The sequence below is a fragment of the Streptomyces sp. NPDC006997 genome (assembly GCF_040635175.1).
Taxonomy (GTDB): Bacteria; Actinomycetota; Actinomycetes; order Streptomycetales; family Streptomycetaceae; genus Streptomyces.
In genome coordinates this window covers 13749-37997 of sequence record NZ_JBEYHH010000015.1, presented here as the reverse complement: position 1 = coordinate 37997, position 24249 = coordinate 13749, and the positions used below count along the sequence as shown (strand labels likewise).

The 24249-nt window shown below is 74.9% G+C and carries 23 protein-coding genes; 14 read left to right on the top strand and 9 right to left on the bottom strand.

The window, feature by feature from the left end; genetic code table 11:
- Positions 1 to 137 precede the first annotated feature (137 nt).
- The 4 genes from ABZ659_RS16790 to ABZ659_RS16775 are packed head-to-tail and all read left to right on the top strand — an operon-like array spanning position 138 to position 3082.
- Complete coding sequence (locus tag ABZ659_RS16790) at positions 138 to 1253, top strand: Gfo/Idh/MocA family oxidoreductase (protein ID WP_360219671.1); 1116 nt, start codon at positions 138 to 140, stop codon at positions 1251 to 1253.
- Positions 1250 to 2176 (top strand): PmoA family protein, encoded by a 927-nt coding sequence (locus ABZ659_RS16785; RefSeq protein WP_360219668.1) that lies wholly within the window; start codon positions 1250 to 1252, stop codon positions 2174 to 2176. Before ABZ659_RS16790 ends, ABZ659_RS16785 begins: the two co-directional genes overlap by 4 nt.
- A complete protein-coding gene (locus ABZ659_RS16780; RefSeq protein WP_360219665.1) occupies positions 2173 to 2904 on the top strand; it encodes a cupin in 732 nt (243 codons plus the stop codon). Before ABZ659_RS16785 ends, ABZ659_RS16780 begins: the two co-directional genes overlap by 4 nt.
- A 37-nt stretch (positions 2905 to 2941) precedes the next feature.
- Positions 2942 to 3082, top strand: a complete 141-nt coding sequence (locus ABZ659_RS16775; RefSeq protein ID WP_360219662.1) for a hypothetical protein — start codon at positions 2942 to 2944, stop codon at positions 3080 to 3082.
- Between the two features lie 24 nt (positions 3083 to 3106).
- On the opposite strand, the gene ABZ659_RS16770 is transcribed toward ABZ659_RS16775, so the two are convergent.
- Complete coding sequence (locus ABZ659_RS16770) at positions 3107 to 3979, bottom strand: cytochrome c biogenesis CcdA family protein (RefSeq protein ID WP_360219659.1); 873 nt, start codon at positions 3977 to 3979, stop codon at positions 3107 to 3109.
- Positions 3980 to 3985: 6 nt separating this feature from the next.
- Complete coding sequence (locus tag ABZ659_RS16765; protein ID WP_360219656.1) at positions 3986 to 4546, bottom strand: redoxin domain-containing protein; 561 nt, start codon at positions 4544 to 4546, stop codon at positions 3986 to 3988.
- A 132-nt stretch (positions 4547 to 4678) separates the two neighbouring features.
- On the opposite strand from ABZ659_RS16765, the gene ABZ659_RS16760 reads away from it, so the two are divergent.
- Positions 4679 to 5329, top strand: coding sequence for a phosphoribosyltransferase family protein (locus tag ABZ659_RS16760; protein WP_360219653.1), 651 nt, complete (start codon positions 4679 to 4681; stop codon positions 5327 to 5329).
- An 8-nt stretch (positions 5330 to 5337) separates the two neighbouring features.
- Entirely contained in the window at positions 5338 to 6201 is an 864-nt protein-coding gene (locus ABZ659_RS16755; protein ID WP_360219650.1) for a universal stress protein, read from the top strand.
- Between the two features lie 9 nt (positions 6202 to 6210).
- Here the strand turns inward: ABZ659_RS16755 and ABZ659_RS16750 are convergent, their stop codons facing one another.
- Both ABZ659_RS16750 and ABZ659_RS16745 read right to left on the bottom strand, forming a co-directional pair.
- On the bottom strand, positions 6211 to 8049 hold the full coding sequence (locus ABZ659_RS16750; RefSeq protein WP_360219647.1) for a glycoside hydrolase family 15 protein: 1839 nt from the start codon (positions 8047 to 8049) through the stop codon (positions 6211 to 6213).
- A 98-nt stretch (positions 8050 to 8147) separates the two neighbouring features.
- Positions 8148 to 8927: a DeoR/GlpR family DNA-binding transcription regulator gene (locus tag ABZ659_RS16745; protein WP_360219644.1), complete on the bottom strand. Its 780-nt coding sequence runs from the start codon at positions 8925 to 8927 to the stop codon at positions 8148 to 8150.
- A 135-nt stretch (positions 8928 to 9062) separates the two neighbouring features.
- Between ABZ659_RS16745 and ABZ659_RS16740 the strand changes: the two genes are divergently transcribed.
- Positions 9063 to 9968 carry a sugar isomerase gene (locus ABZ659_RS16740; protein ID WP_360219641.1) on the top strand — a complete coding sequence of 302 codons (906 nt, stop codon included), beginning with the start codon at positions 9063 to 9065 and terminating at the stop codon, positions 9966 to 9968.
- Between the two features lie 2 nt (positions 9969 to 9970).
- Entirely contained in the window at positions 9971 to 10834 is an 864-nt protein-coding gene (locus tag ABZ659_RS16735) for a ketose-bisphosphate aldolase (protein WP_360219638.1), read from the top strand.
- A gap of 16 nt (positions 10835 to 10850) precedes the next feature.
- Here ABZ659_RS16735 and ABZ659_RS16730 read toward each other — a convergent pair whose 3' ends face one another.
- Positions 10851 to 11984 (bottom strand): methyltransferase, encoded by a 1134-nt coding sequence (locus ABZ659_RS16730; RefSeq protein WP_360220022.1) that lies wholly within the window; start codon positions 11982 to 11984, stop codon positions 10851 to 10853.
- Between the two features lie 362 nt (positions 11985 to 12346).
- Between ABZ659_RS16730 and ABZ659_RS16725 the strand changes: the two genes are divergently transcribed.
- From ABZ659_RS16725 to ABZ659_RS16710, 4 genes are all read left to right on the top strand, one after another.
- Positions 12347 to 13594: an ROK family protein gene (locus ABZ659_RS16725; protein ID WP_360219635.1), complete on the top strand. Its 1248-nt coding sequence runs from the start codon at positions 12347 to 12349 to the stop codon at positions 13592 to 13594.
- 147 nt (positions 13595 to 13741) lie between these two features.
- Entirely contained in the window at positions 13742 to 14023 is a 282-nt protein-coding gene (locus ABZ659_RS16720; RefSeq protein ID WP_360219632.1) for an SHOCT domain-containing protein, read from the top strand.
- Entirely contained in the window at positions 14020 to 14778 is a 759-nt protein-coding gene (locus ABZ659_RS16715; protein ID WP_360219629.1) for an ABC transporter ATP-binding protein, read from the top strand. The genes ABZ659_RS16720 and ABZ659_RS16715 overlap by 4 nt, the downstream gene beginning before the upstream one ends.
- Positions 14775 to 17336, top strand: a complete 2562-nt coding sequence (locus ABZ659_RS16710; protein ID WP_360219626.1) for an FtsX-like permease family protein — start codon at positions 14775 to 14777, stop codon at positions 17334 to 17336. Before ABZ659_RS16715 ends, ABZ659_RS16710 begins: the two co-directional genes overlap by 4 nt.
- A 159-nt stretch (positions 17337 to 17495) precedes the next feature.
- Here the strand turns inward: ABZ659_RS16710 and ABZ659_RS16705 are convergent, their stop codons facing one another.
- Positions 17496 to 17984, bottom strand: a complete 489-nt coding sequence (locus ABZ659_RS16705) for an ATP-binding protein (protein ID WP_360219623.1) — start codon at positions 17982 to 17984, stop codon at positions 17496 to 17498.
- A gap of 183 nt (positions 17985 to 18167) precedes the next feature.
- On the bottom strand, positions 18168 to 18488 hold the full coding sequence (locus tag ABZ659_RS16700; RefSeq protein ID WP_360219620.1) for a hypothetical protein: 321 nt from the start codon (positions 18486 to 18488) through the stop codon (positions 18168 to 18170).
- A 342-nt stretch (positions 18489 to 18830) separates the two neighbouring features.
- On the opposite strand from ABZ659_RS16700, the gene ABZ659_RS16695 reads away from it, so the two are divergent.
- A complete protein-coding gene (locus ABZ659_RS16695; RefSeq protein WP_360220019.1) occupies positions 18831 to 19973 on the top strand; it encodes a PLP-dependent cysteine synthase family protein in 1143 nt (380 codons plus the stop codon).
- Positions 19974 to 20009: 36 nt separating this feature from the next.
- On the opposite strand, the gene ABZ659_RS16690 is transcribed toward ABZ659_RS16695, so the two are convergent.
- Positions 20010 to 20492 carry an SRPBCC family protein gene (locus tag ABZ659_RS16690; RefSeq protein ID WP_360219617.1) on the bottom strand — a complete coding sequence of 161 codons (483 nt, stop codon included), beginning with the start codon at positions 20490 to 20492 and terminating at the stop codon, positions 20010 to 20012.
- Between the two features lie 83 nt (positions 20493 to 20575).
- Positions 20576 to 21424, bottom strand: a complete 849-nt coding sequence (locus tag ABZ659_RS16685) for a DeoR/GlpR family DNA-binding transcription regulator (RefSeq protein WP_360219614.1) — start codon at positions 21422 to 21424, stop codon at positions 20576 to 20578.
- A 475-nt stretch (positions 21425 to 21899) separates the two neighbouring features.
- Between ABZ659_RS16685 and ABZ659_RS16680 the strand changes: the two genes are divergently transcribed.
- Positions 21900 to 24245: a hypothetical protein gene (locus tag ABZ659_RS16680; protein ID WP_360219611.1), complete on the top strand. Its 2346-nt coding sequence runs from the start codon at positions 21900 to 21902 to the stop codon at positions 24243 to 24245.
- Positions 24246 to 24249: the final 4 nt, after the last annotated feature.

Genomic DNA, 24249 nt, shown 5'->3' with positions numbered 1-24249 from the left:
TTCCGGTCCCCTCCGTCAGGGGGTTGTTCCGGCTGGTGAGGGCGCCTAAGGTCTCCCCGCGGGGGGCAAGCGCTTTCTATCCCTCTCGGCGCCCCGCTTCCCGCCCGCCCGTCGGTCGGCCGTTCGAGGAGCGCCGTATGTCCCTACCGCAAGTCCGCCGCCGCGTCGCCGTGGTCGGCACCGGAGCCATCGTCGTCGGCAGCCACCTCGACGCCCTCCGGGCCCACGCCGACCGCACGGAGCTGGTCGCCGCCGTCGACGTCGACGAGCAGCGGCTCGCCGCCTTCCGCGCGCTCGCGGGCGACGAAGTCGCCGGGTACACGTCGATGGCGGACATGCTGGACGCCGCACGCCCCGACCTGGTGCTCGTCGGCACGCCGCCGTCGCTGCACCGGGAGCAGACCGTCGCGGCGCTCAAGGCGGGCGCCTGGGCGCTGTGCGAGAAGCCGCTGTGCCTGTCCCTCGCCGAGTACGACGAGATAGCCGCGGCCGAGGAGGCGTCCGGCGCGTACGCGTCGGTCATCTTCCAGCACCGCTACGGCTCCGGCGCCACCCACGCGCGCGAGCTGATCGCCAGCGGCGAACTGGGCGCCCCGCTGGTCGCGCACTGCCAGACCACCTGGCACCGCGACGCCGCCTACTACGCCGTGCCCTGGCGCGGACGCTGGGCCAGCGAAGGCGGCGGCCCCACCATGGGCCACGGCATCCACCAGTACGACCTGCTGCTGCACCTGCTCGGCGAGTGGGAGGAGATCCGCGGCATGGCCGCGCGCCTGGTCCACGACACCGAGAGCGAGGACGTCTCCACCGCCCTGGTCCGGTTCCGCAGCGGCGCCGTGGCCACCGTCGTCAACAGCGTGCTCTCCCCGGACGAGGTCAGCCGCGTCCGCGTCGACTGCGCCGACGCCACCGTGGAACTGACCCACCTGTACGGGCACCGCAACGACGACTGGACCTACACCCCCGCCCGGCACGTCGCCCCCGAACGCGCCGCCGCCTGGCGCACCCAGGCCGCCGACGTGCCCAGCTCGCACACCGCGCAGCTCGGCGCCGTCCTCGACGCCTACGACACCGGCACCCGCCCGCCGGGCAGCGGTCCCGAGGCCCGCGCCACGCTGGAGTTCGCCGCCGCCCTCTACAAGTCCGCGTTCACCGGCCGCCCCGTGCGCGCCGGGGAGATCGGACCCGGCGACCCGTTCCACGCGGCCATGCACGGCGGCCACCCCGACTGGGCCCCCGAGGAGCGCGTATGACCCTCCGCGTCAGCCACGCCCACGGAGACCACCTCGCGGTGACGGCGCCGGGCGGCACCGAGATCCTCCGCTACGTCTACCGCCCCGACCCCGAGCCGTTCGAGTCCCGCAAGCCGTACGCCCACCCGGTGCGCACCCTCGCCGGGCGCACCGTGACCGGGTACCGGCCCAACGACCACCGCTGGCACAAGGGCCTCCAGATGACCGCCAGCCACCTGTCCGGGCAGAACTTCTGGGGCGGCAACTCCTACGTCCACGGCGAGGGCTACCTCGCCCTGCCCGAACGGGTCGGGTCGATGCGGCACGACGGCTTCGAGGCCCTCACCGCCACCGACGACCGGATGACCGCCACCGAGAACCTGACCTGGGTGGCGCACGCCGGCGCCGAGTGGGCGCGCGAGCGGCGCGGGCTGACCGTGCACTCCGTCGACGAGGACGCCGGTTCCTGGGCGCTGGACTGGTCGATCCACCTCACCAACCTCCGCGCCGAGCCGCTGCGGTTCGGCTCCCCGACCACCGCGGGCCGCGAGCTGGCCGGGTACACCGGCCTCCAGTGGCGCGGCCCCCGCGACTTCACCGGCGGCCGGGTCCTCGCCCCCGACTCCGACGCCGGGGCCGCGGAGCTGATGGGCAGTCAGAGCCCGTGGCTGGCCTTCACCGCCGAGCACGACGAGGTCGACGCGCACTCCACCCTCGTCTTCGCGCACGCCCCGGAGAACCTCGGCGAGCGGACCGCGATCCACCCCTCGCACTGGTTCGTCCGCGCCGAGCCGATCCCGTCGGCGGCGTTCTCCTGGGCGTTCTTCGAGGAGTTCGCACTGCCGCCGGGGGAGTCCTTCGCCTACCGCTACCGGATCGTGGTCGCCGACGGCGCCTGGGACCGCGACCGGGTCGCCGCCCATCTGGCGGCCCTGCCGTGGTGAGCCACCCGCTGCCCGGGGCGGTCGGCCTCTCCCACCTCAGCGCCTACGACTGGGAGGCCGCCGACGGCGTGTGCGGCGGCTCCCCGCACCTGCACCTGGTGTGCACGGAGGCGTACGTCGTCACCGGCGGCCGGGGCGCCGTGCAGACCCTGAGCCCCGACGGCTACCGGGACATCCCCCTGGAGCCGGGCGTGGTCGCCTGGTTCACGCCGGGGACCGTGCACCGCATGGTGCAGGGCGGCGACCTGCGCGTCACGGTGCTGATGCAGAACAGCGGGCTGCCCGAGGCCGGGGACGCCGTGTTCACCTTCCCGCCCGCGCTGCTCGCCGACCCCGCCGCCTACGCCGCCGCGGCCACCCTGCCGCCGGGCACGGGGCCGGAGACGGAGGCCGCCGCACGGCGTCGCCGGGACCTCGCGGTGGCGGGGTACCTGCCGCTGCGGGAGGCCCTGGCCGCCGGGGACGCCGGTCCGTACCGGGACTTCCAGCGGGCCGCCGCCCGGCTGGTGCGGGCCAGGGTCCCCCGCTGGCGCGAGCTGTGGCGGGCGGGCGCGCTGGCCGCGGCGGAACGCACCGGCGCCCAGCTCACCGCCCTGGCGGACGGCGACCCGGCCCACCTCGACGAGGCGACCGCGTACGCGTCCGGGCCGAGCCGTCGCGGCGGCTACGGCATGTGCGGGCGCCGGGACGAGTACGGGCTGCCGGGGACGACCCTGCCGTACGCGTGAGAGCGTCCCGACGAGGTCGTCGCCGTCCCTGGCGTCGGTGTCATCGCTGGCCACGGGGGCGGGTCTCCCCCCGCAGTTCCTCGGCGACCGCAACGGACGGTTCGGTGACTTCGGCGTCCTCGACCGGGAGATCCGTACGTCCCTGCTGGCCCGGCGGGGGGTGGGCGCCACGGGGTGACGCGGGCTCGCCTCATCCCCCGGTTCAGGGTGTCGTCCCGTCGCTCGCCGAGCGGCGGAGCAGTCGGCGGCGGTGGCGCAGGCCCAGCGCCGCCAGCAGCAGGACGGCGCACAGGCCGGCGGCCGTCCCCGGACCCGCCGAGTCCACCGCGTCGGCCAGCGCCCGCTGCACCGACCCCGCCGCGTCGATCACCGGGTCCGTCGTCGTGGGATCACGCCGCACCCGGATCTCGTACCAGCCGTAGTACGCCACGTACGCTCCGACCAGCAGGAGCAGCCCGCCCCCCAGCCGGGGCGCCACCGCGCCCGCCCGGCGCAGCCGGGACACGGCGGTGCTGCGGGTGAGCGCCACGGCCAGCGAGGCCGCGCCGACGACCAGGCCCATCCCGGCCGCGTAGGCGACGAACAGGGCGACGCCCTCACCGGTGGAGCCGCTGCGGAAGGCCGAGACGACGATCGCGAGGAACGGCGCGACCGTGCAGCCGAGCGACGCCGCCGCGTACGCCATGCCGAACAGCGCCATCGCCGGGACCGAACGGCTCAGCCTCGGCGCCCGGCGCATCCTCGGCGCCAGCGCGGGCAGCTGCCGCCCGGCGAGCAGCCACCCCCCGGCCACCGCCAGCAGCAGCCCGAACCCCACCGTGAACCACGGCAGGTGCTCCTGCACCCGCCCCGCGACCGGCCGCACCGCGAGCCCGAACACGCCGAACAGCGCGGCGAACCCGAGGGTCATCGACACCGTCGCGGTCAGCGCCCGGCCGACCGCGACCGTACGGCCCGGCCGGTCCTCGCCCAGCACCAGCAGCGACAGGTACGCGGGCAGCAGGGCGAAGCCGCACGGGTTGACGGCGGCCAACATGCCCGCGCCCAGCGCGAGCGCCAGCGGCAGGTCACCCATCGCCGGTCAGCCGGTCAGCCCGGCGACCTTGCCGGACAGCCCCTCGCCGCCGGGCAGCACACCCTCGTAGACGGTCTCGCCGTCCTTGTCGAGGATGACGTAGCGGCTCTGCTCGGTCACCTCGAACCGCTTCCACACCGTGCCGTCCTCGTCGGAGAGGTGCGGGAAGGAGCCGGTGCCGGTCTGGTCGACGAAGTCGCGCATGGCGTCGTTGCCGTCGAGGCCCGCGACCCCGACGACGTTCGCCTTCCCCGCGTACTCCTCGGCCACCTTCGCGGTCTCGGCGGCCTGGGCGCGGCACTTGGGGCACCAGGGCGCCCAGAACCACAGCACGGTCGGACGGCCCGCGAGGGAGGCGCCGTCGAACGGCTTCCCGTCGACGGTGGTCCCCGTGAACCGCAGCGCCTCCGGCACCTCGGCCGACCCGCCGCCCTCGGAAGCGGTGGCCTTCGCAGAAGAAGGCGAAGACGTGGACGCGGGGGCCCCCGAGTCGCCGTCGCCCCCGCACCCGACGAGCGTGAGCGACGCGACGGTCAGGACGGCTGGCAGCAGGGTGCGGGTGCGCATGGGCGGACTCCTGGGCTCGCTCGGGAACGAGCCGACTGTAGGTCGGCCGGCGCCCGCGGGCCCCCGGCCGGACCCTTACGGTTCCATGACGTCCCGTGCATGGCCCGCGTCCCCAGGGGTACCCGCGGACCCATGCGGTTCCGTGACCGAAGGCAGGCCGGGCGGGAACTGGCCGGGAGGCTGCGCATCCTCCAGGAGAAGGGCGCGCTGGCCCACCCCGTGGTGCTCGCCCTGCCCCGGGGCGGGGTCCCGGTGGCCCGGGTGGTCGCCGAGGCGCTGGAGGCGCCGCTGGACGTGCTGGTCGCCCGCAAGATCGGGGCGCCCTTCCAGAAGGAGCTGGGCGTCGGCGCGATCGTCGGCGACGCGCCCCCCGTCTTCGACCCCCGCACCCTGGAGCACCTCGGCCTGACCGAGGACGAGCTGGCCCCCGTCGTGGCCCGCGAACGCGAGGAACTGCGCCGCAGGGACCGCCTCTACCGACACGGCCGACCCCTGCCCGACCTGCGCGGACACACCGTCATCCTGGTCGACGACGGCCTCGCCACCGGCGCGACCGCCCGCGCCGCCGTGCGCTGGGTGCGCGCCCACGAACCGGAGCAGGTGGTGCTGGCCGTGCCCGTCGCCGCACCGGAGGCCGCCGACCTGCTGCGCGCCGAGACCGACGACCTGGTCTGCGTGCAGCGGCCCGGCGACTTCCTGTCCGTCGGCAGCTGGTACGAGGACTTCGACCAGCTCAGCGACGACGACGTACTGGCCGACCTGGAGGACATGGCTGAGGGGTGAACGACCCGATGACTGCGCCGCCCGCGCCGACCGGACGCGTCGGCACCGTGATCGTCGGCGTCGACGACACGTCGTACTCGTGGCTGGCCGCGGAGTGGGCCGCCGCCGAGGCCCTGCTCCGCGGCGACGTACTGCGCGTCGTGCACGCCGTCGGACCCGGCGACGCCCCCGAGGCCGAGGCCCGCGTCCTGGACGCCGCCGCGAGCGTGCTGGACGACGCCCGGGCGCGGATCGCCACCGCCCGGCCCGCCCTGCGCGTCGATACCGTCCTCGGCCGCGAGGAACCCGCGGACGCCCTGCTCTCCGCCTCCCGCGACGCCGACCTGGTCGTCGTCGGCACGCGCGGGCGCGGCGGCTTCGCCGGGCTGCTGCTCGGCTCGGTGAGCCTGAAGGTCGCCGCGCACGCCGACTGCCCCGTGGTGATCACCCGCGGCCACCCGGAGAAGCCCACCGTCGGCGAGATCGTCGTCGGGGTCCGGGACGCGGGCGACGAGGACGCTGTACGGTTCGCGCTCGCGGAGGCCGAGCGGCGCGGGGTGGGGGTGCGGCTGGTGCACGCGTGGACACCGGCCGTCCGCTCCGGGCTGACGGTGCCCCAGCCGAGCCAGCTCGACGACGAGCAGCGCCTCCACGAACGCCTGCTGCGCCACGCCGCACGGCCCGTCGCCGACCACCCGCACGTGCCCGTCGACACCGAGCTGAGCATCGGCCCGCCCGCCGCCGCCCTGGTCGACGCCTCGGCGCGGGCCGCCCTGGTGGTGCTGCCGCGCCACCCGCCCCGCGGCCTCGGGCTGCGGCTGGGCTCCGTCGTGCACGCCGTGCTGCACCACGCGGACTGCCCCGTCGCCGTCGTGCCCACCGCCCCCGGCTGACGCCGGGCGTCAGCCCAGCGCCCGGTCCAGGTTGAAGGCCGCGCTGATCAGCGACAGATGGGTGAACGCCTGCGGGAAGTTGCCCCGCTGCTGCCCGGTGTGACTGATCTCCTCGGCGTACAGCCCGAGATGGTTGGCGTAGGTCAGCATCTTCTCGAACGCCAGCCGCGCCTCCTCCACCCGGCCGGCGCGGACCATGGCCTCCACGTACCAGAACGAGCAGATGGAGAACGTGCCCTCGTCGCCGCGCAGCCCGTCCGGGCTGGCCCGCGGGTCGTAGCGGTAGACGAGCGAGTCGGAGACCAGCTCCTGGGTGAGGGCGTCCAGGGTGGCCAGCCACTTGGGGTCGGTCGGCGCGATGAACTTCGCCAGCGGCATCATCAGCACGGACGCGTCCAGCACCTCGCAGTCCTCGTGCTGGACGAACGCGCCGCGGCTGTCGCACCAGCCCCGGCTCATGATCCGCCGGTAGACGGTGTCGCGGCAGCTCTGCCAGCGCGGCAGGTCGGCGGGGAGACCGCGCCGGTTCGCCATCCGCACCGCCCGCTCGATCGCCACCCAGCACATCAGCCGCGAGTACAGGAAGTTCCGGCGCCCGCCGCGGGTCTCCCAGATGCCCTCGTCGGGCTGGTCCCAGTTCTCGCACACCCAGTCCACCAGCGCGCACACGTTGTCCCACTGGTCGCTGGAGATCGGCTCGGCCCATTTGTCGTAGAGGTAGATCGAGTCGACGAGGGCGCCGTAGATGTCCAGCTGGAGCTGGTCGGCGGCGGCGTTGCCGACCCGGACCGGCGCGGAGCCCTCGTGGCCCTCCAGGTGCGGGAGTTCGCGTTCGGGCAGCTCGGTGCGGCCGTCGATGCCGTACATGATCTGGAGCGGGCCGGAGGGCTTGCCGTCGCCGGGGCTGATGTGGCGGCTCACGAACTGCATGAACTGGGCGGCCTCACCGGTGAAGCCCAGCCGCAGCAGCGCGTACACGCAGAAGGCGGCGTCCCGCACCCACACGTACCGGTAGTCCCAGTTCCGCTCGCCGCCCAGGTGCTCGGGCAGGCTGGTGGTCGGCGCGGCGACGATCGCGCCGGTGGGCGCGTAGGTGAGCAGCTTCAGCGTGAGCGCGGAGCGGTGCACCATCTCCCGCCAGCGGCCCCGGTACTTCGAGGCGGACAGCCAGCGCCGCCAGTACGCCACCGTCTGCCCGAACTGCTCCTCGGCCTCCGCGACCGGACACCGGCGCGGCTCCACCGCCCCGCTGACCTGGTCGAGGGCGAAGACCGCCGTCTCGCCCTCACTGAGCTTGAAGTCGGCCCGCGTGTCCGGGCCGTCCGCCTCCAGCGGCACCGTCGCGGTCAGGCCCAGGGAGAGCGCGGCGGACTCGAAGACGGCGACGTCGTCGACCATGGTCAGGACGTGCGGCTGGGCGCCGTACCCGAAGCGGGGCGCCACCCGCACCCGGAACGGGATCGTGCCGCGCACGCACAGCACGCGCCGGATCAGCCGGTGCCGTTCCGCCTCCGGAGCGTCCCCGGTGGCCTCGCTGACCGGCATGAAGTCCTGCACCTCACCGACGCCGTCCTCGGTGTAGAAGCGGGTGATCAGGACGTTGGTGTCGGGGAAGTAGAACTGCTTGGTCCGCGCGGGCACCGAGGCCGCCAGCTCGAAGCGGCCGCCCCGGTCGGCGTCCAGGATCGCGGCGAAGACGCTGGGCGCGTCGAAGGACGGACAGCAGTACCAGTCGACCGTCCCGTCCGTGCCCACCAGCGCGACACTGCGCAGATCGCCGATCAGCCCGTGCTCGGCGACCGGCAGGTACCGCCGTCCACCGCCGCCGTGCCCCGCTGCCCTGGTCATCGCCACCTCCAGGCCCGCCCGACCGGACTCCAGCTTAGGCGCCGGGGTGCCACGGGGCGCCCGGTCGCCGACACCCGGCGGGGACTACCGGACCCGCGTCACACCGCGACGACCTCCACCCCGGCCTCCTCGAACCGGCGGAGCACGTCCTCGTCCGCCGCCGTGTCCGTCACCAGGGTGTCCACCGCGTCCGTGGCGCAGATCCGGGCGAACGCGCGCCGGCCCAGCTTGCTGGAGTCGGCGGCGACCACGACCCGTCCGGCGCGCTCGCACAGCAGCCGGTTGACCGCGGCCTCCGCCTCGTCGTGCGCGGCGGCGCCGTGCCGGGCGTCGAAGGCGACCACGCCGAGCACCGCCACGTCCAGGGTGATCTGGCCCAGCACCCCGTCCGCGAGCGGCCCGGTCAGCTCGTACGACTGCGCCCGCGCCACCCCACCCGTCACCACGATCTTGAACTGGGGGCGCACGGCCAGCTCGTTGGCGATGTTCAGCGCGTTGGTGACCACGGTCAGCGCGGGAGAGCCCGAGGTGAGATCGGGGCGCACGGCGAGGGCGCGCGCCACCTCGGTGGTGGTCGTGCCCCCGGTCAGCCCGACCGCCTCACCGGGGGCGACCATCCCGGCCACCGCCCGGGCGACGCGCTGCTTCTCGGAGGCGCGGCGCGCGGTCTTGTAGCGCAGCGGCAGCTCGTACGACACCCCGTGCACGACCGCACCGCCGCGGGTGCGGACGAGCATCTGCTGCTCGGCGAGCTGGTCGAAGTCGCGGCGGATCGTCGCCGCCGACACCGCCAGCTCCCCGGCCGCCTCCTCGACGTCCAGGCGGCCCCGCTCCACGAGCAGTTCCAGCAGCGTCTTCCAGCGGGCGTCCCGCGACATCCGCACCGTCCTCCCTGGTCCGTACCTCCGGCGACCCTAGCGCAGCGTGATTCACCTGCCCGAATGCTTGAAGATGCTCGAAAGTCGGCGCTATCTTGCAGGAACGCGCACCACGTCAGGAGGGGGTCCGGCACCGTGTCGTACGCCGAGGACGAGCTGAACAGCCAGCCCGAGTGCTGGATCCGCGCCGTGGAGACGGCCGTCAGGCACCGCGCGGTCCTCCCGGCGCCGGGGGAGCGGGTCGCGGTCACCGGATGCGGCACCTCGTACTTCATGGCCCAGGCCGCGGCGGCGCTGCGCGAGGCCGCGGGCCAGGGGGAGACGGACGCCTTCCCCGCCTCCGAGTTCCGGCGCCACCGCCGCTACGACCGCGTCCTGGCCCTCACCCGCTCCGGCACCACCACCGAGGTGCTCGACCTGCTGGCCGCGCTGCGCGGCACCACCCGCACCACCGCCGTCACCGCCGACCCGCACACCCCCGTCACGGCCACCGCCGACGACCTCGTCGTCCTGGACTTCGCCGACGAACGCTCCGTCGTGCAGACCAGGTTCGCCACCACCGCCCTCACCCTGCTCCGCGCCCACCTGGGACGGCACCCGGACACGGCGGTCACCGACGCCCGCGCCGCGCTCACCGCCGACCTGCCCGCCCACCTCGTCAGCCGCGCCCAGTTCACCTTCCTCGGCCGCGGCTGGACCGTCGGCCTGGCCCACGAGGCCGCGCTGAAGATGCGCGAGGCCGCCCTCGCCTGGGCGGAGTCCTACCCCGCGATGGAGTACCGGCACGGTCCCGTCAGCATCGCCGCCGACACCACGGCCACCTGGATGCTCGGGCCCGCCCCGGCCGGGCTCGCGGACCAGGTACGGGCCACCGGCGCCACCTGGGTCCACGACGGCCTCGACCCGCTCGCCGGCCTGGTCCGCGCCCAGCGCCTCGCGCTCGCCGTCGCCACCGCCCGCGGCCTCGACCCGGACCGGCCCCGCCACCTCACCCGCTCCGTCGTCCTGCCCGACGCGCCCGGCGCTCCGGAAGGGGAGTAGCCGTGCCCCTCGTGACCACCGGCCACCTCGTCAGCGCCGCCGCGGCGGCCCACCGCGCGGTCGCCGCCTTCAACATCATCACCCTGGAACACGTCGAGGCCGTCATCGCCGGTGCCGAGGCCGCCGCCGCGCCCGTCGTCCTCCAGGTCAGCGAGAACGTCGTGAAGTACCGCTACGGACGGCTGCTGCCGCTGGCCCGCGCCGCCGTCGCCGCCGCCGAACGGGCCGCCGTACCCGTCGCCCTGCACCTCGACCACGTGCACGGCGACGCCCTGCTGCGGCAGGCCCCGGACGCCGGGTTCAGCTCCGTGATGTACGACGCGGCCCGGCTGCCGTACGCCGAGAACCTCGCCGCGACCCGCGCCGCCGCCGACTGGGCGCACAACCGAGGGCTGTGGATCGAGGCCGAGCTGGGGGAGGTGCGGGGCAAACACGGCCAGCCCCCGCCCGACCCGCACGCCCCCGGGACCCGCACCGACCCGGCCCAGGCCCGTGCCTTCGTCGCCGACTCCGGGGTGGACGCCCTCGCCGTCGCCGTCGGCAGCACCCACGCCATGACCACCCGCACCGCCGCCCTCGACCACGGCCTGCTGGGGCGGCTCGCCGCCGCGCTCGACGTCCCCCTCGTCCTGCACGGCTCCTCCGGCCTGCCCGACGCCGAACTGCGGGCGGCCGTCGCGGGCGGCATCACCAAGGTGAACATCGGCACCGCCCTCAACCTCGCCATGACCGGCGCGATACGGCGCTACCTCGCCGACCACCCCGAGGCCGCCGACTCCCGCGGCTACCTCGCCGTCGGCCGGGAGGCGATGGCCCGCACGGTGACCGGCGTCATCCGCACCCTGGCTACCGCTTCACCGCCCTGAGCACCACGGACTTCGGCTAGCGCTTCACCGCTCTGAGCACCACGAACTTCGGGTCGCTGGCGACCAGTTCGCTGTTCCCGAACAGCCGCCGCAGCTTCACGTGGTACCCCAGGTGCCGGTTGCCGATCACCCACAGCTCCCCGCCCGCCCGCAGCGCCCGCCGCGCGCCGGTGAACATCCGCCACGCGGTCGCGTCGGTCGTCGCCTGGTGCGAGTGGAACGGCGGATTGTTCACCACCAGGTCCACACTGCCCGACGCCACCCCGGCCAGTCCGTCCCCGACCCGGAACTCGGCGTGCCCCGGCACCCCGTTCGCCTTGAACGTCGCCTCCGCCGACGCCACCGCCTGGAACGACTCGTCCACGAACAGCACCTCGGCCGCCGGATCGGCCAGCGCCACCGCCGTCCCCACGATCCCGTTGCCGCAGCCCAGGTCCACCACCCGGCGCGCGCCCCGGGTGTCGGGCAGGTGCCGGAGGAGGAACCGGGTGCCGACGTCGAGACGGTCGGCGCAGAACACCCCCGCGTGGTTGACGACCACGCCCCCCGACACCGCCCCGAGCCCGCCCGGCACCTCGTAGCTGTACGGCCACGGGTTGCCGGGCCGGGCCAGCGCCGAGTCGGGCGCGCAGAAGACCAGCCGCGCCTTCTTCTCCGCGAGGGAGGTACGGGTCGGCCCCAGGATCCGCTCGAACAGCCGCAGCGTGGAGGTGTGGATCTCCTTCACCATGCCGGTCCCGACGACGACCGTGCCCGCGTGCACGCCGGGCGCCAGGCGCAGCAACTGGTCCTCAAGGAGCGCCAGGCTCTTCGGCACCCTGACCAGCAGCACGTCGATCCGGTCCGGCGGCGGGTCCTGCGTGGTCAGCAGCCGTACCGTGCCCGGTTGCACACCGGCCCGCGCGAGGTTGGCGCGGGTCGCCTCCTGGGTCAGGAAGGAGTCCGTGATCTGCGTCGGCGCGTGCGCCGCGAGCGCCGTGGCCAGCGCGCCCCAGCGGTCCCCGACGACCACGACCGCGCCGGACAGGGGCACGCCCTCGGCGGCGAGATGTCTGAGCAGGTACTCGTCGGACGCGTCCCAGGCGCGCAGGCGGTCCCGCGGGTCCTCGGGGAAACGGGTGAGCGCGAGATCGCCCCAGGGCGTCGGCATACGGTCGTTCATCGCGTCCAGGCTAGCGGAGCCGCAGTTCAGCGCGGGTGGCGGAGGACGGGCGCACGGACGCCGGGCCGTTCCGCCACGGCCGTACCCGGGTCGCGGGGGCGCGGCGCACGTCCCGGACCGGCTCGCCGCCGCGGCACGGCGCGCTCCGCTGGCCGCCCACCGGGACGGGGGCCGCTGGTTGCCCGCTGCGATGAGGCCCGCTGGTTGCCCACCGGGACCGCAGGTTGCCTACCGGGATGGGGCCCGCTGGTCGTCCACCGCGACGGAGCCCGCCCTGCCGGACCGCGCACCGAGGCCCTGGACCGGCGCACCCGAACGGTCCGCGTCCGGATCATGGGAGACTCCCCCTCATGAGTGGCAAGGCGGACCCCCGGCAGGCAGGGGAAGGGACCACCTCAAGGACGCGGCTCGACCGGGGGCGCGGCGCGCTCGGACCCGCGTTGGAACTGGTGCACACCGGACGGGCGCCCACCCGTGCCGTCCTCACCGCCGAACTGGGCGTCACCCGGGCCACCGCGGGCGCGGTCGCCGCCGAACTGGAGGCGCTCGGCCTGATCCGCGTCGACGCCCGCCCCGGCGCCGCCGCCGGATCCCAGGGCCGCCCCTCCCACCGCCTCCAACTCGCCGAGGACGGCCCCGTGGCGCTGGCCGCGCAGGTGCACGCCGACGGCTTCCGCGCCGCCCTCGTCGGCCTCGGCGGGCGGATCGTCGCCACCGCGCCCGGCTGCGAGACCGTCGACGCCGACCCGGCGAAGGTGCTCGGCTCCGTCGTCGAGGCGGGCGCCGAGCTGCTCCACGACACCGGCCGCCGCTGCGTCGGCGCCGGACTCGCCGTCCCCTCCGCCGTCGCCGAACCCGAGGGCCTCGCCCTGAACCCGCTGCACCTGGCCTGGCCCGCGGGCTCCCAGGTACGCGAGATCTTCGCCGACCGGGTCCGCGCGGCGGGCATCACCGGCCCCGCGTTCACCGCCAACGACGTCAACCTCGCCGCCCTCGCCGAGCACCGGCACGGCGCCGGCCGCGGCGCCCGCGACCTGCTGTGCGTGGCCACCGGACACCGCGGCGTCGGCGGCGCGCTGGTCCTCGACGGGCGGCTGCACACCGGCAGCGCGGGCCTCGCCCTCGAAGTCGGCCACCTCACCGTCAACCCCGAAGGCCGCCCCTGCCACTGCGGCGGTCGCGGCTGCCTGGACGTCGAGGCCGACCCGCTGGCCCTGCTCACCACCGCCGGACGGGACCCCGGCCCCGAGGTGTCCCTCCTCCAGCAGGCCAACGACCTCCTCCGCCACGAGTACGCCGACCCCGCCGTCCGCACCGCCGCCGAGGCCCTCATCGACCGCCTCGGCCTGGGCCTCGCCGGGCTGGTCAACATCCTCAACCCCGACCGCATCATCCTCGGTGGCCTGCACCGCACCCTCCTGGACACCGACCCCGACCGGCTGCGCGCCGTCGTCGCCGACCGCAGCCTGTGGGGCCGCAGCGGTGGCGTCCCCATCCTGGCCTGCTCCCTGGACCACAACAGCCTGGTCGGCGCGGCCGAACTGGCCTGGCAGCCGGTCCTCGACGACCCCCTGGCCGCCCTCGCGGACGGCGTCTGACCGGCCCGGGAGTACGGCACGCCAACCCGCCTACTCCCGGGGAGGTACACAGACTGCCGCTGGCCGTACGACGACCCGGACCCACCCCGCGCGCCACTGTCGAGACATCACCGAAAACGCGTCCTACCGACTCGGAGATGAATCGACATGGAGACCCTGGCACACTTCGCGGACGGCGGCCCCGGCCCCTGGATCCTGCTGTTCCCGCTGGTCTGGGCGGCCGTCATCGTGGGCGGCGTCACCCTGCTGCGCCGCACCGGCTGGCGCGCCCGCGGCGGCCCCCGCCGCCCCGCCGCCGACGAGAACTCCCCCCTCACCGTCCTCGGCCACCGCTTCGCCTCCGGCGAGATCGACGAGGACGAGTACTGGCGCCGACTGTCCGTCCTGGACGAGCAGTTCGGCCGCACGGGGAAGGGAGGCACGGCATGACCGCCCCCACCTCCCCCGGGACGGCCGCCCGGGTCGTCGACGCCGTCAAGCTGTACGGCACCGGCGACACCGCCGTACGGGCCCTGGACGGGGTGAGCGTCGGCTTCCCGGCCGGACGCCTCACCGCGATCATGGGCCCGTCGGGCTCCGGCAAGTCCACCCTGATGCACTGCGCCGCCGGCCTGGACACCCTCACCTCGGGCTCCGCCCACATCGGCGACACCGAACTCGGCGCCCTCGACGACCGCCGCCTCACCCTGCTGCGCCGCGACCGCGTCGGCTTCGTCTTCCAGGCGTTCAACCTGGTGCCCACCCTGACCGTCGCCGAGAACATCCGCCTCCCGCTCGACCTGGCGGGCCGGACCGGCGACACCGACTGGCTCGACACCCTCGTCGGCATCGTGGGCCTGCGCGACCGGCTCCACCACCGCCCCGCCGAACTCTCCGGCGGCCAGCAGCAACGCGTCGCCGTCGCCCGCGCCTTCGCGGGCCGCCCCGACGTCGTCTTCGCCGACGAGCCCACCGGCAACCTCGACTCCCGCTCCGGGGAGGAGGTCCTCGGCCTGCTCGGCCGGGCGGTGCGCCAGACGGCCCGCACCGTCGTCATGGTCACCCACGACCCGGTCGCCGCCGCCCACGCCGACGAGGTCGTCTTCCTCGCCGACGGCCGCCTGGTGGACCGGATGGAGTCCCCGACCGCCGACCACATCCTGGACCGGATGAAGGCGTTCGAGAAGGCACAGGTGGGATCGTGAACGCCGCCGTCCGCCTCAGCCTCTCCGCCCTACGCGCCCACCGCCGCCGCTTCGCCGGGACCTTCCTCGCCGTCTTCCTCGGCGTGTCCTTCCTCGCCGGGACCCTGGTCATGGGGGACACCCTGCGATCCGGCTTCGACACCATGTTCGGCAACGCGACCAGCGGCACCGACGCGGTCGTCCGCAGCGCCGACGCGATCACGACACCGGGCGAGAGCGAGGGGGTCCGCGCCCCGGTGGACACCGCCCTCGTCCGCACCGTCGCCGACGTCCCCGGCGTGGCGTCCGCCGTCCCCAACATCGAGGGCGCGGGCCAACTGGTCGGCGCCGACGGCGAGCCGATCGGCGGCCAGGGCCCGCCCACCCTCGCGGGCAACTGGATCACCGACCCGCGACTCAACCCGTACGAACTGGCCGAAGGACGCGCCCCGGAGCGCTCCGGCGAGGTCGTCGTCAACCGGGGAGCCGCCCACCGCGGCGGCCTGCACCTCGGCGACACCACCACCCTCCGCACCCCGGACCCCGTCCGGGTCACCGTCGTCGGCCTGGCGACCTTCGGCGGCGAGGACGGCATGGCCCAGGTCACCTTCACGGGCATGACCCGCGCCGACGCCGAGAAGTACCTCACCGCCCGCCCCGGCCAGGCGGCCAGCATCCAGGTACGCGCCGATCCCGGCACCGGCGAACGGGAACTGGCGGACGCCCTGGAGGCCGCGCTGCCACCCGGCCTGGAGGCCATCACGGGCACGGAGGCGGCCCAGGAGAACACCGACATGATCTCCGCCCAGTTCCTGACCGTCTTCACCACGCTCCTCCTGGTCTTCTCCGGCATCGCCCTCCTCGTCGCCACCTTCTCCATCCACAACACCTTCGCCATCGTCGTGGCCCAGCGCACCCGCGAGAACGCCCTGCTGCGTGCCCTCGGCGCCTCCCGCCGCCAGGTCACCGTGTCGACCCTGACCGAGGCGGTCGTGGTCGCCGTGACGGCGTCGGCCGCGGGCCTCGCGGGCGGCGTCGGCATCGCCGCCGGACTCCAGGCCCTGTTCCCCGCCATCGGCTTCCCGTTCCCGGAGAGCACCCTGGTGGTCAGCGCCCTCTCCCTGGCCCTGCCCCTCGCCGTGGGCACCGTGGTCTGCCTGGCCTCCGCCCTGCTCCCCGCCGTCCGCGCCGGACGCACCGCCCCCCTGGCGGCCCTGCGGGAGACCGCCGTCGACGCCTCCGGCGCCTCCCGCCCGCGGGCCGTCACGGGCGCGGCGCTCCTGGCCCTCGCGCTGGCCCTCTCCCTCACCGGCACCCTGCTCACCCCGTCGGTGTGGCTGGCGGGCACCGGCGCGGTCCTGGCCCTGGCCGCCTTCGTCGTCCTCGGCCCGGTCACCGCCACCAGCGCCGTACGCGTCCTCGGCGGCCCCCTGGACCGGCTGCGCGGCGTCACCGGCGGCCTGGCCCGCCGCAACGCGCTCCGCAGCCCCAAGCGCACCGCGGCCACCGCCGGAGCCCTGATGATCGGCGTCGCGGTGGTGTCCCTCTTCACGGTCTTCGGCGCCTCCCTCAAGGCGACCATGGACCAGACGGTCTCCCGCTCCTTCGCGGGTGACGTGGTCGTCAGCACCCCGTCCTTCGGTGCGGGCGGCAGCGGCCTCAGTCCCCGGCTGGCCGGAGCGATCGCCGGACTCCCCGAGGTGGACACCGCCGTAGGACTCGGCCGCGGCGTCGCCGAGGTGGACGGCGCGGGCCGCGCCCTGACCGTCACCGACCCGGTCGCCCTGCGCCGCACCTTCGACCTCGGCACCGTCGACGGCTCCCTGGACGCCCTCGGCACCGACGGCATCGCCGTCACCGAGAAGGAGGCCGACCGCCAGGGACTCGCCCCCGGCGACACCACCCGCCTCACCTTCACCGACGGCGACACCCGCACCTTCACCGTGCGCGCCGTCTACGGCCAGTCCGAACTGGCGGGTGACTACGTCATCACCCGCGCCGCCTGGGCCCCGCACCGCGTCCAGGACTCCGACACCCTCGTCGCCGTGACCTTCGCCGACGGCGTGGACCCGGCCGACGGCAAGGCGGCGGTGGCCCAGGTGGCCGCCCGCTACGGCAACCCCGACGTCCAGACGCGCGACGAGTACGCCGAGTCCTCCGCGGGCGGCATCGACATGATGCTCACCCTGGTGTACGCCCTGCTCGGCCTGGCCGTCCTCATCGCGCTCCTCGGCATCGCCAACACCCTGACCCTGGCGATCCACGAGCGCACCCGTGAGCTGGGCCTGCTGCGCGCGGTGGGCCAGACCAGGGCCCAGCTCCGCGCGATGGTCCGCTGGGAGTCGGTGCTGGTCGCCGCCTTCGGCACGACCGGCGGCCTGGGCCTCGGGGCGTTCCTCGGCTGGATCCTGGTCAGGGCCTCCGACGGCGCGAGCGACAGCTCCTTCGTCTTCGCCCTGCCACCCCTGCGACTGGCGGTGGTCCTCCTCGTGGGCCTGACGTCCGGAGCCCTGGCGGGCCTGCGCCCGGCGGGCCGCGCGGCCCGCCTGAACGTCCTGCGCGCGATCGCGACCGAATGACGGCTCGGTCGCCCGCGGGGCGCCTCAGCCGGTGCCGGGGCCGCGATCGTGCTCAGCCTTGCGGGCCTGCGCGCGTTCGCGGCCTCGACACCGGCGCCCCTCCGGCTCCCTCGCGGCCCACGCGTGGGGACGGGAACCGTCGGTTGGCCCGCCCCCGCTTCAGGCGGGCGCCCGCTCGACCTCGACCCCCACCCCCACGGCCTCCACGTCAACCACCCGCAGGTCCGGTGTGGGAGCGCGTTCAGCGGTGCTCCCCGCCGCGGGCAGCGTGAACCACACCACCTTCCCGGACTCCCCGTCCCGGCGGGCCCCCCAGCTCTCACTCATCGCGGCGATCATGGCCAGCCCCCGCCCGCGGGTGGACAGCTCCGCGGCGTCCTCCACGACGGGGAGCTGGGGATCGTGGTCCCGTACGGACACGGTGAGCCGGTCGAGCAGCAGCTCGATCTCCACGGTGCACATCTTGTCGGGCTGGGCATGGCGGTGGACGTTGGTCAACAGCTCTGTCACACCGAGCGCGGCCCGGTCTATCAGTGGGTCCAGATGCCAGTAGCGCAACTGCGCAGAAAGGATTCTGCGGACCTGGCCGATCCGCGACGGCAGAGCCTGGAGCTCCACCGTGCACTGCCTGCTCGGGTAACTGATCACGGCTGCGACTCCCCGACGTGAGGTCCGGAAGAACACTGAGGACGGATCCAGCAGGGTGCTTGCTGCCAAACGGCCGCCTGCTGTCATGGCCGGCGGGCTGGTTCGCAGCGTTATCGCCGGTAAACCCAGAGTGACGTGAGACCAGCGTGACGCAAGGGGTTCCGCACCGCAACTCGCGCGTAGCTACCCGCGTCCCGCCGCCCGCCGTACGGCTTCGATGAACCGGCGCGCCGCGGGCGGCCCCGGCTCACCCGACGAGGGATCCCGCCCGCCCAGCGTCAGCCGATAGCGCGTGCCGTCGAGGTCGGCGAGCGCCCGGTCGGCGGAGGCGAACCACGGCTTCGACGCCCGCACCGCCCGCACCGGCGCGCTGTCGATCTCGCTGCCGTAACTGGTCAGCAACTCCACCCTCCCGTCGCTGATCCGCACCTGTCCGGCCCGGGTGAGTGAGCGCAGGCCCTTGCCGATCCGCACGCCCATGGCCGTGAACTCCGGCTCCGCCATGCCCTGCCGCCCCTCGCCACGCCTTCCACCGTGCCGCTCCCGCGCGGTCGTGCCCCGCGTCGTCCTGACCCGGTGCAGTCTGCCTGCCACCCGGAGTGAACACCAGTACGCGTGACGGCCAGGAGTCGCACCACCCGAAGCACTCGTCCGAATGCGCCCCCGTCCGCCCCCGCGCCACGCCCGGCCCGCCCCCTCCTGCCCCAGCGTGCCTTTGAGCCTCCCAAAGATGCGTTTATGCAGGTGAGAAGGTGTGCGGACGGTGCCTATCATCGACCCACCGGCCGCGCGACGCGCCGTCGGCGCGCAGCCCTAAGGAGCCCCGCCGTGACCACCCCCCAGCAGATCCGCCCCGCCGGGACCCCCAGCCCGCACCCCGGGGCCGGCCCCGGCCGCACCCTGGACGTCGACCGGTCCGACACCGCCTACCGCACCTGGCTGAAAGAAGCCGTCCGCAAGGTGCAGGCGGACGCCAACCGGTCCGCCGACACACACCTGCTGCGCTTCCCGCTGCCCGAGCACTGGGGCATCGACCTCTACCTCAAGGACGAGTCGACCCACCCGACCGGCAGCCTCAAGCACCGCCTCGCCCGTTCCCTCTTCCTCTACGGCCTGTGCAACGGCTGGATCCGCCCCGGACGCCCCGTGATCGAGGCGTCCAGCGGCTCCACGGCCGTCTCCGAGGCGTACTTCGCCAAGCTGATCGGCGTGCCCTTCATCGCCGTCATGCCGCGCACCACGAGCGCCGAGAAGTGCCGTCTGATCGAGTTCCACGGCGGCCGCTGCCACTTCGTGGACGACTCCCGGAAGATGTACGAGGAGTCGGCGCGCCTCGCCAGCGAGACCGGTGGCCACTACATGGACCAGTTCACCTACGCGGAACGGGCCACGGACTGGCGCGGCAACAACAACATCGCCGAGTCGATCTTCCGCCAACTGCGCCTGGAGCGCTATCCCGAGCCCGCCTGGATCGTCGCCACGGCGGGTACCGGCGGCACCTCCGCGACGATCGCCCGCTACGTCCACTACTTCCAGGCCGACACCCGGATCTGCGTCGCCGACCCGGAGAACTCCTGCTTCTTCGAGGGCTGGACCACCGGCGACCCGGCCGTCACCTGCGACAGCGGCTCCCGGATCGAGGGCATCGGCCGCCCCCGTATGGAACCGAGCTTCGTGCCGGGTGCCGTGGACCGGATGATGAAGGTGCCGGACGCCGCGAGCGTCGCCGCCGTCCGGGCGTTGGAGCGGGCCATCGGCCGCAAGGCGGGCGCCTCGACGGGCACGGGCCTGTGGAGCGCGCTGAAGATCGTCGCCGAGATGGTGGCCCAGGGCCGTACCGGCAGCGTGGTGACCCTGCTGTGCGACCCGGGCGACCGCTACCTCGACAAGTACTACTCGGACGCGTGGCTGGCCGGACAGGGCCTGGACATCACCCCGTACGCGACGGCCATCGACTCACTGCTGACGACGGGGGAGTGGCGGACCTGAGCCAGCGACCGCCGCGACCAGCCCAGCTGCCACCGCCTACCCTCCGGCCCGCACCTCCAGGGCCCGCACCGCGTCCCTGAACGCCCGCCCCAGCCCCCCACGGGCCAGCCGCAGCACCCCCCGGAACGGCGCCGGACCATCGGCCGTGAACGTCCACCGCACCCGCGTACGCCCGGCACCGCCCCCCACCGGCGTCAGCCGCCACTCCTCCACCAGCGCCCGGACGCCCGGCAGGTTGGTGACGTCGACCCGGTAGGCGTACACCTCGGGCGCCTTCGCCGCGAGCACCCTCTCCCGGAACCGGGTCCCGCCGACGAGCCGCACGTCGCGTCCGGCGCCGTCGTCGACGACCCGCGCCGAGCGCACCCCCGGGAACCAGTCGGGCCAGCCCGCCACGTCCTCGGCGAGCACGCGGTACACCGCCCCGGGCTCGGCCGCGACCTCCTGGGCGAAGACCAGCCGGACCGGGGCGTGGGCGACGAAGTCGAGCCCCACCGGACGCAGTCGCCGAGCAGCCATGGACGCAACCCCTCCGTGCGGCAGCGCGGTTCAGGCAGCGCTCACCGTAGTCGTCGAGCCGTCAGATGTCAGTGCCGCGCCGCTCACTCCCCGGCGTCGGCGGCCATGTCGGCGTCAGCCGCCCCCGCACCGGCCACCACCAGCCGTCGTACCTGCTCCTCGATCCCCGCCCGCGCCGCGCCGGGCAGCCCGGCGTCGGTGACCCAGGTGTCCACCTGGTCCAGCGCCGCGAAGGAACTGAGGCCCACCGTGCCCCACTTGGTGTGGTCGGCGACCACCACGACCCGGCGCGCGGAGTGCACCAGCCGCCGGTTGGTCTCGGCCTCCGCGAGGTTCGGCGTCGACAGCCCGGCCTCCTCCGATATCCCGTGCACGCCGAGGAACAGCACGTCGAAGTGGAGGGACGCGATCGCCTGGTCGGCCACCGGTCCCACCAGCGAGTCCGACGGGGTGCGCACCCCACCGGTCAGCACCACCGTGGCGGCGCCCTGCCGGGGCCCCGAGGTGCGCTGCGCCGCGTGGAAGACGTCGGCCACCCGCACCGAGTTGGTGACGACGGTCAGGTCGGGGACGTCGACCAGCCGGTGCGCCAGCGCGTAGGTCGTCGTACCGCCGGACAGCGCGATCGCCGCGCCCGGGGTGACCAGGTCGGCGGCGGCCCGCGCGATGTCCTCCTTGGCGGTCAGCTCCAGGGCGGACTTGGCCTCGAAACCCGGTTCGTGGGTGCTGGCCTCGGTGACCGGCACCGCGCCGCCGTGCACCTTCTCCAGGACTCCCTGCCGGGCGAGCGCGTCGAGGTCGCGGCGGACCGTCATGTCCGACACCCCGAGCTTGCGGGTCAGCTCGTTGACCCGGACGCCGCCGCGGCGCCGTACCTCGTCCAGGATCAGGGCGCGCCGCTGCTCCGCGAGGAGGTTCTGATTCTCGCTCACGTACGCTCCGGTCCTTTCGCCTCAAGCCGTCCGACACGCCGTCCGCACCCGCTCCGACCAGGGCCTGTCGCTTGGATCATGCCGCAGACGCGGGGTCTGGTGCGCGCGTCTGCGGCGTCGTCGTCAGTCGCCGACGCTCCGCGTCGACTCCTTCCTCCGCCGCGCAGCCGCACGCGCCAGACCCCGCTCACCGGCGCTGCCCGGGCACCGCCGATGCCCTGCGACCTGCTCCGAACGACAGGTCTTGGGACAGACGTGCCGTTCCGGGCGCGTGGCCGTCCCATCCTCGCACGGGTGGTGGCTGGTCGCGCCACCGGCCGTACCGTCGCGCACATGTCATTTGCGTCTCATCCTTGGTACGGCTGTCACACGGATCGGGGAGATTCCGTGACAACGCGTGCGCGCGGGCGGGCCGGGGCGGGATCCTGAGGCCCGCACCGACACCAGCCGACGGCGCGTCACGGGGGACGGAACAGTGGAACGGGCCCAGGAGAGCAGTCACGACGGCATCCTCGCGGGGAGCGGCGGGGCGGCCCGCCCGGCCGAACGGCCGGAGGAGGCACTGGAGCTACTGGTCCACGGGGTGGGCGGAACCACCCCGGAGGAGATGTTGAACGATCCGCGCACGGTGCGGATCGCGGGCGACGACACCGCCGCCGTCTTCCGGCGCGCCGCGGACACCGAGGAGGCCGACACGCCCGCCGGCCGGTCCCGGTCCCGGCCGGTCCCGGAGGCGTACGTCTGGTGCAACCTCACCTCGGGCAACGGCTCCCGCGCGCTGTGGCTGTTGCTCCTGCCGTTCATGGTGGTCAACCTCGCGCACTGGATGCGGCCCAGCGTCCCGGACCGGCAGATCCGCGCGGTGCGGCTGTACGGCGCGCTGGTCCGGCTGGTCGGGCTGACCCTGACCGTGCTGCTGGTCGCGGCGGCCTGCGAGGTCGCCCTCGACCTGACCGCATGGCAGTGCGCGGGCACGCGCGCGTGCGCCGCGGACCACTCCTGGCTTGGCTTCCTGTCCCCGGGCGGGTCGGGCGGCGGCTGGTGGAGCGCCCCCGGCAGGCGGCTCGCGCTCGCCTCCGTGGTCCCGCTCGCCCTGACCGCCCTGCTCTGGTACCTCTCGCGCCGCACCTGGAACGCGTACGAGTCCCAGCCGCCGCTGGACCGCGGCACCGAGCAGCCGACCGGCGGCAGCGCGCTGGCCCAGCCCGGCTTCTGGTACGGGCGCCGTCTGGTGGCCCGGCTGCGCGCCGCGCACACCGCGGCGGGCCTGCTGACGGTGGCCGCGGGGGTCGGTCTCGCCGCCGCCCGCGAGGACCGCGCGCCCGGCGGTCCGGCCGTCCTCGACACACTGGGCCGGGTGCTGTCCGTGGCCCTGGCGGCCGGTGCGGTGACCGTGGTCTGGGTGGTCTGCCGCCGTGGCGGCACGGACCGGCGCGTCGACCTCGACCTCGACGGCCGTCTGGTGCGGTGGCTGCCGCTCGGGTCGCTGGTCCTGCTCGGCGCCACCCTGGTGTACGCGGGCTGGGAGCGGCCGGGCTGGGAGTCGCGGGGCAGGCTGCACGGCGACGCGCCGTTCGGCGGCCTCGCGGTCACACACGCGGCGCTGGTCGTCGTACTCGCCGTCGTCGCCCATCTGCTGCACCGCTCCCTGCCCGACGCGCGCGCCGCGATGCGCGGCCTCGGCGGGCCCGCCGTCGCGCTGCTGGCGTGCGCGCTCGGCGGGGTGATGGCGGGCGGTGTCGCCCAGCGGGTCGCGGACTGGCTGGACGGCACGGGCACCTCCATCGACGGCCCGCCCGTACTGCTGACCTGGCAGGCGTCCGTGATCCCGCCGCTGCTGATGATCCTGCTGGCGCTCTGCCTCTGGCTCGTGCGGCGCACCCTGCGGCGCGCCCGCGCGGAGCGCGCGGCGGTGGAGCGGGACTACCCCGACGAGGCCCGGGACGCGGACCGCACCGCGGCCATCGCCCGCACCCGCGCCCTGGCCGGGCTCACCGACGCGGCGCCGCTGCTGATCGCCGTCACCACCACCGTCACCCTGCTCCTCGGCACCGCCGCGGTCCTCGGCGCCTTCACCACCGGCGAGGCACCCGGACCGGCCGCGCGGGACGCCCACCCGTTCGTCCAGGGCGCCGCCGAGACCGCGCAGGCGCTGGGCTCCTGGCTGATAGGGCTCGGGTTCATACTGTTCGTCACCTGGGGCAGGCGCGCCTACAAGGACGCCTCCGCGCGGCGCACCATCGGCATCCTGTGGGACGTCGGCACCTTCTGGCCCCGCGCCGCGCACCCGTTCGCGCCTCCCTGCTACGCCGAGCGGGCCGTACCGGACCTGACCTGGCGGATCGACACCTGGACCCGCGCCACGGGCGGACGGCTGGTCATCTCCGGCCACTCCCAGGGCAGCGTCCTCGCCGCCGCCACGGCCTGGCAGCTGCCGTCCGGGGTGCGCGGCCGGGTCGCCCTGCTCACGTACGGCTCACCGCTGGAGCGGCTCTACGGACGCTGGTTCCCGGCCCACTTCGGTCCTGAGGCGCTCACCGCGCTGCACCAGGACGTGGACTGCTGGCGCAACCTGTACCGGCTCACCGACCCGATCGGTGGCCCGGTCCGGCTGCCCGACGGCGGCGGTGGGCCCGACGTGGACTGCGCGCCCCTGAAGGACCCCCTCGCGCACGGCCGTACCGTCCGTCACCCGCTGCCCGCGCCCGTCCTCGGCCACTCCGACTACCAGGCGGACCCGGCGTTCGCCGGGGAGCGCGAGCGGCTCCTCGCCCGGCTGCGCCCGGAGGTGCCCGCGCCCCGGCCGGAGACGCGGGCGTAGGGCC

Excerpts from the sequence above, each read along its gene's own strand:
- ABZ659_RS16765 (WP_360219656.1), bottom strand. The coding sequence starts at position 4,546 with ATGCGCACCCGCACCCTGCTGCCAGCCGTCCTGACCGTCGCGTCGCTC.
- ABZ659_RS16690 (WP_360219617.1), bottom strand. The coding sequence starts at position 20,492 with ATGGCTGCTCGGCGACTGCGTCCGGTGGGGCTCGACTTCGTCGCCCAC.
- ABZ659_RS16720 (WP_360219632.1), top strand. The coding sequence starts at position 13,742 with ATGGAGACCCTGGCACACTTCGCGGACGGCGGCCCCGGCCCCTGGATC.
- ABZ659_RS16760 (WP_360219653.1), top strand. The coding sequence starts at position 4,679 with ATGCGGTTCCGTGACCGAAGGCAGGCCGGGCGGGAACTGGCCGGGAGG.
- ABZ659_RS16715 (WP_360219629.1), top strand. The coding sequence starts at position 14,020 with ATGACCGCCCCCACCTCCCCCGGGACGGCCGCCCGGGTCGTCGACGCC.
- ABZ659_RS16745 (WP_360219644.1), bottom strand. The coding sequence starts at position 8,927 with ATGTCGCGGGACGCCCGCTGGAAGACGCTGCTGGAACTGCTCGTGGAG.
- ABZ659_RS16730 (WP_360220022.1), bottom strand. The coding sequence starts at position 11,984 with ATGCCGACGCCCTGGGGCGATCTCGCGCTCACCCGTTTCCCCGAGGAC.
- ABZ659_RS16700 (WP_360219620.1), bottom strand. The coding sequence starts at position 18,488 with ATGGCGGAGCCGGAGTTCACGGCCATGGGCGTGCGGATCGGCAAGGGC.
- ABZ659_RS16770 (WP_360219659.1), bottom strand. The coding sequence starts at position 3,979 with ATGGGTGACCTGCCGCTGGCGCTCGCGCTGGGCGCGGGCATGTTGGCC.
- ABZ659_RS16790 (WP_360219671.1), top strand. The coding sequence starts at position 138 with ATGTCCCTACCGCAAGTCCGCCGCCGCGTCGCCGTGGTCGGCACCGGA.
- ABZ659_RS16750 (WP_360219647.1), bottom strand. The coding sequence starts at position 8,049 with ATGACCAGGGCAGCGGGGCACGGCGGCGGTGGACGGCGGTACCTGCCG.
- ABZ659_RS16725 (WP_360219635.1), top strand. The coding sequence starts at position 12,347 with ATGAGTGGCAAGGCGGACCCCCGGCAGGCAGGGGAAGGGACCACCTCA.
- ABZ659_RS16785 (WP_360219668.1), top strand. The coding sequence starts at position 1,250 with ATGACCCTCCGCGTCAGCCACGCCCACGGAGACCACCTCGCGGTGACG.
- ABZ659_RS16755 (WP_360219650.1), top strand. The coding sequence starts at position 5,338 with ATGACTGCGCCGCCCGCGCCGACCGGACGCGTCGGCACCGTGATCGTC.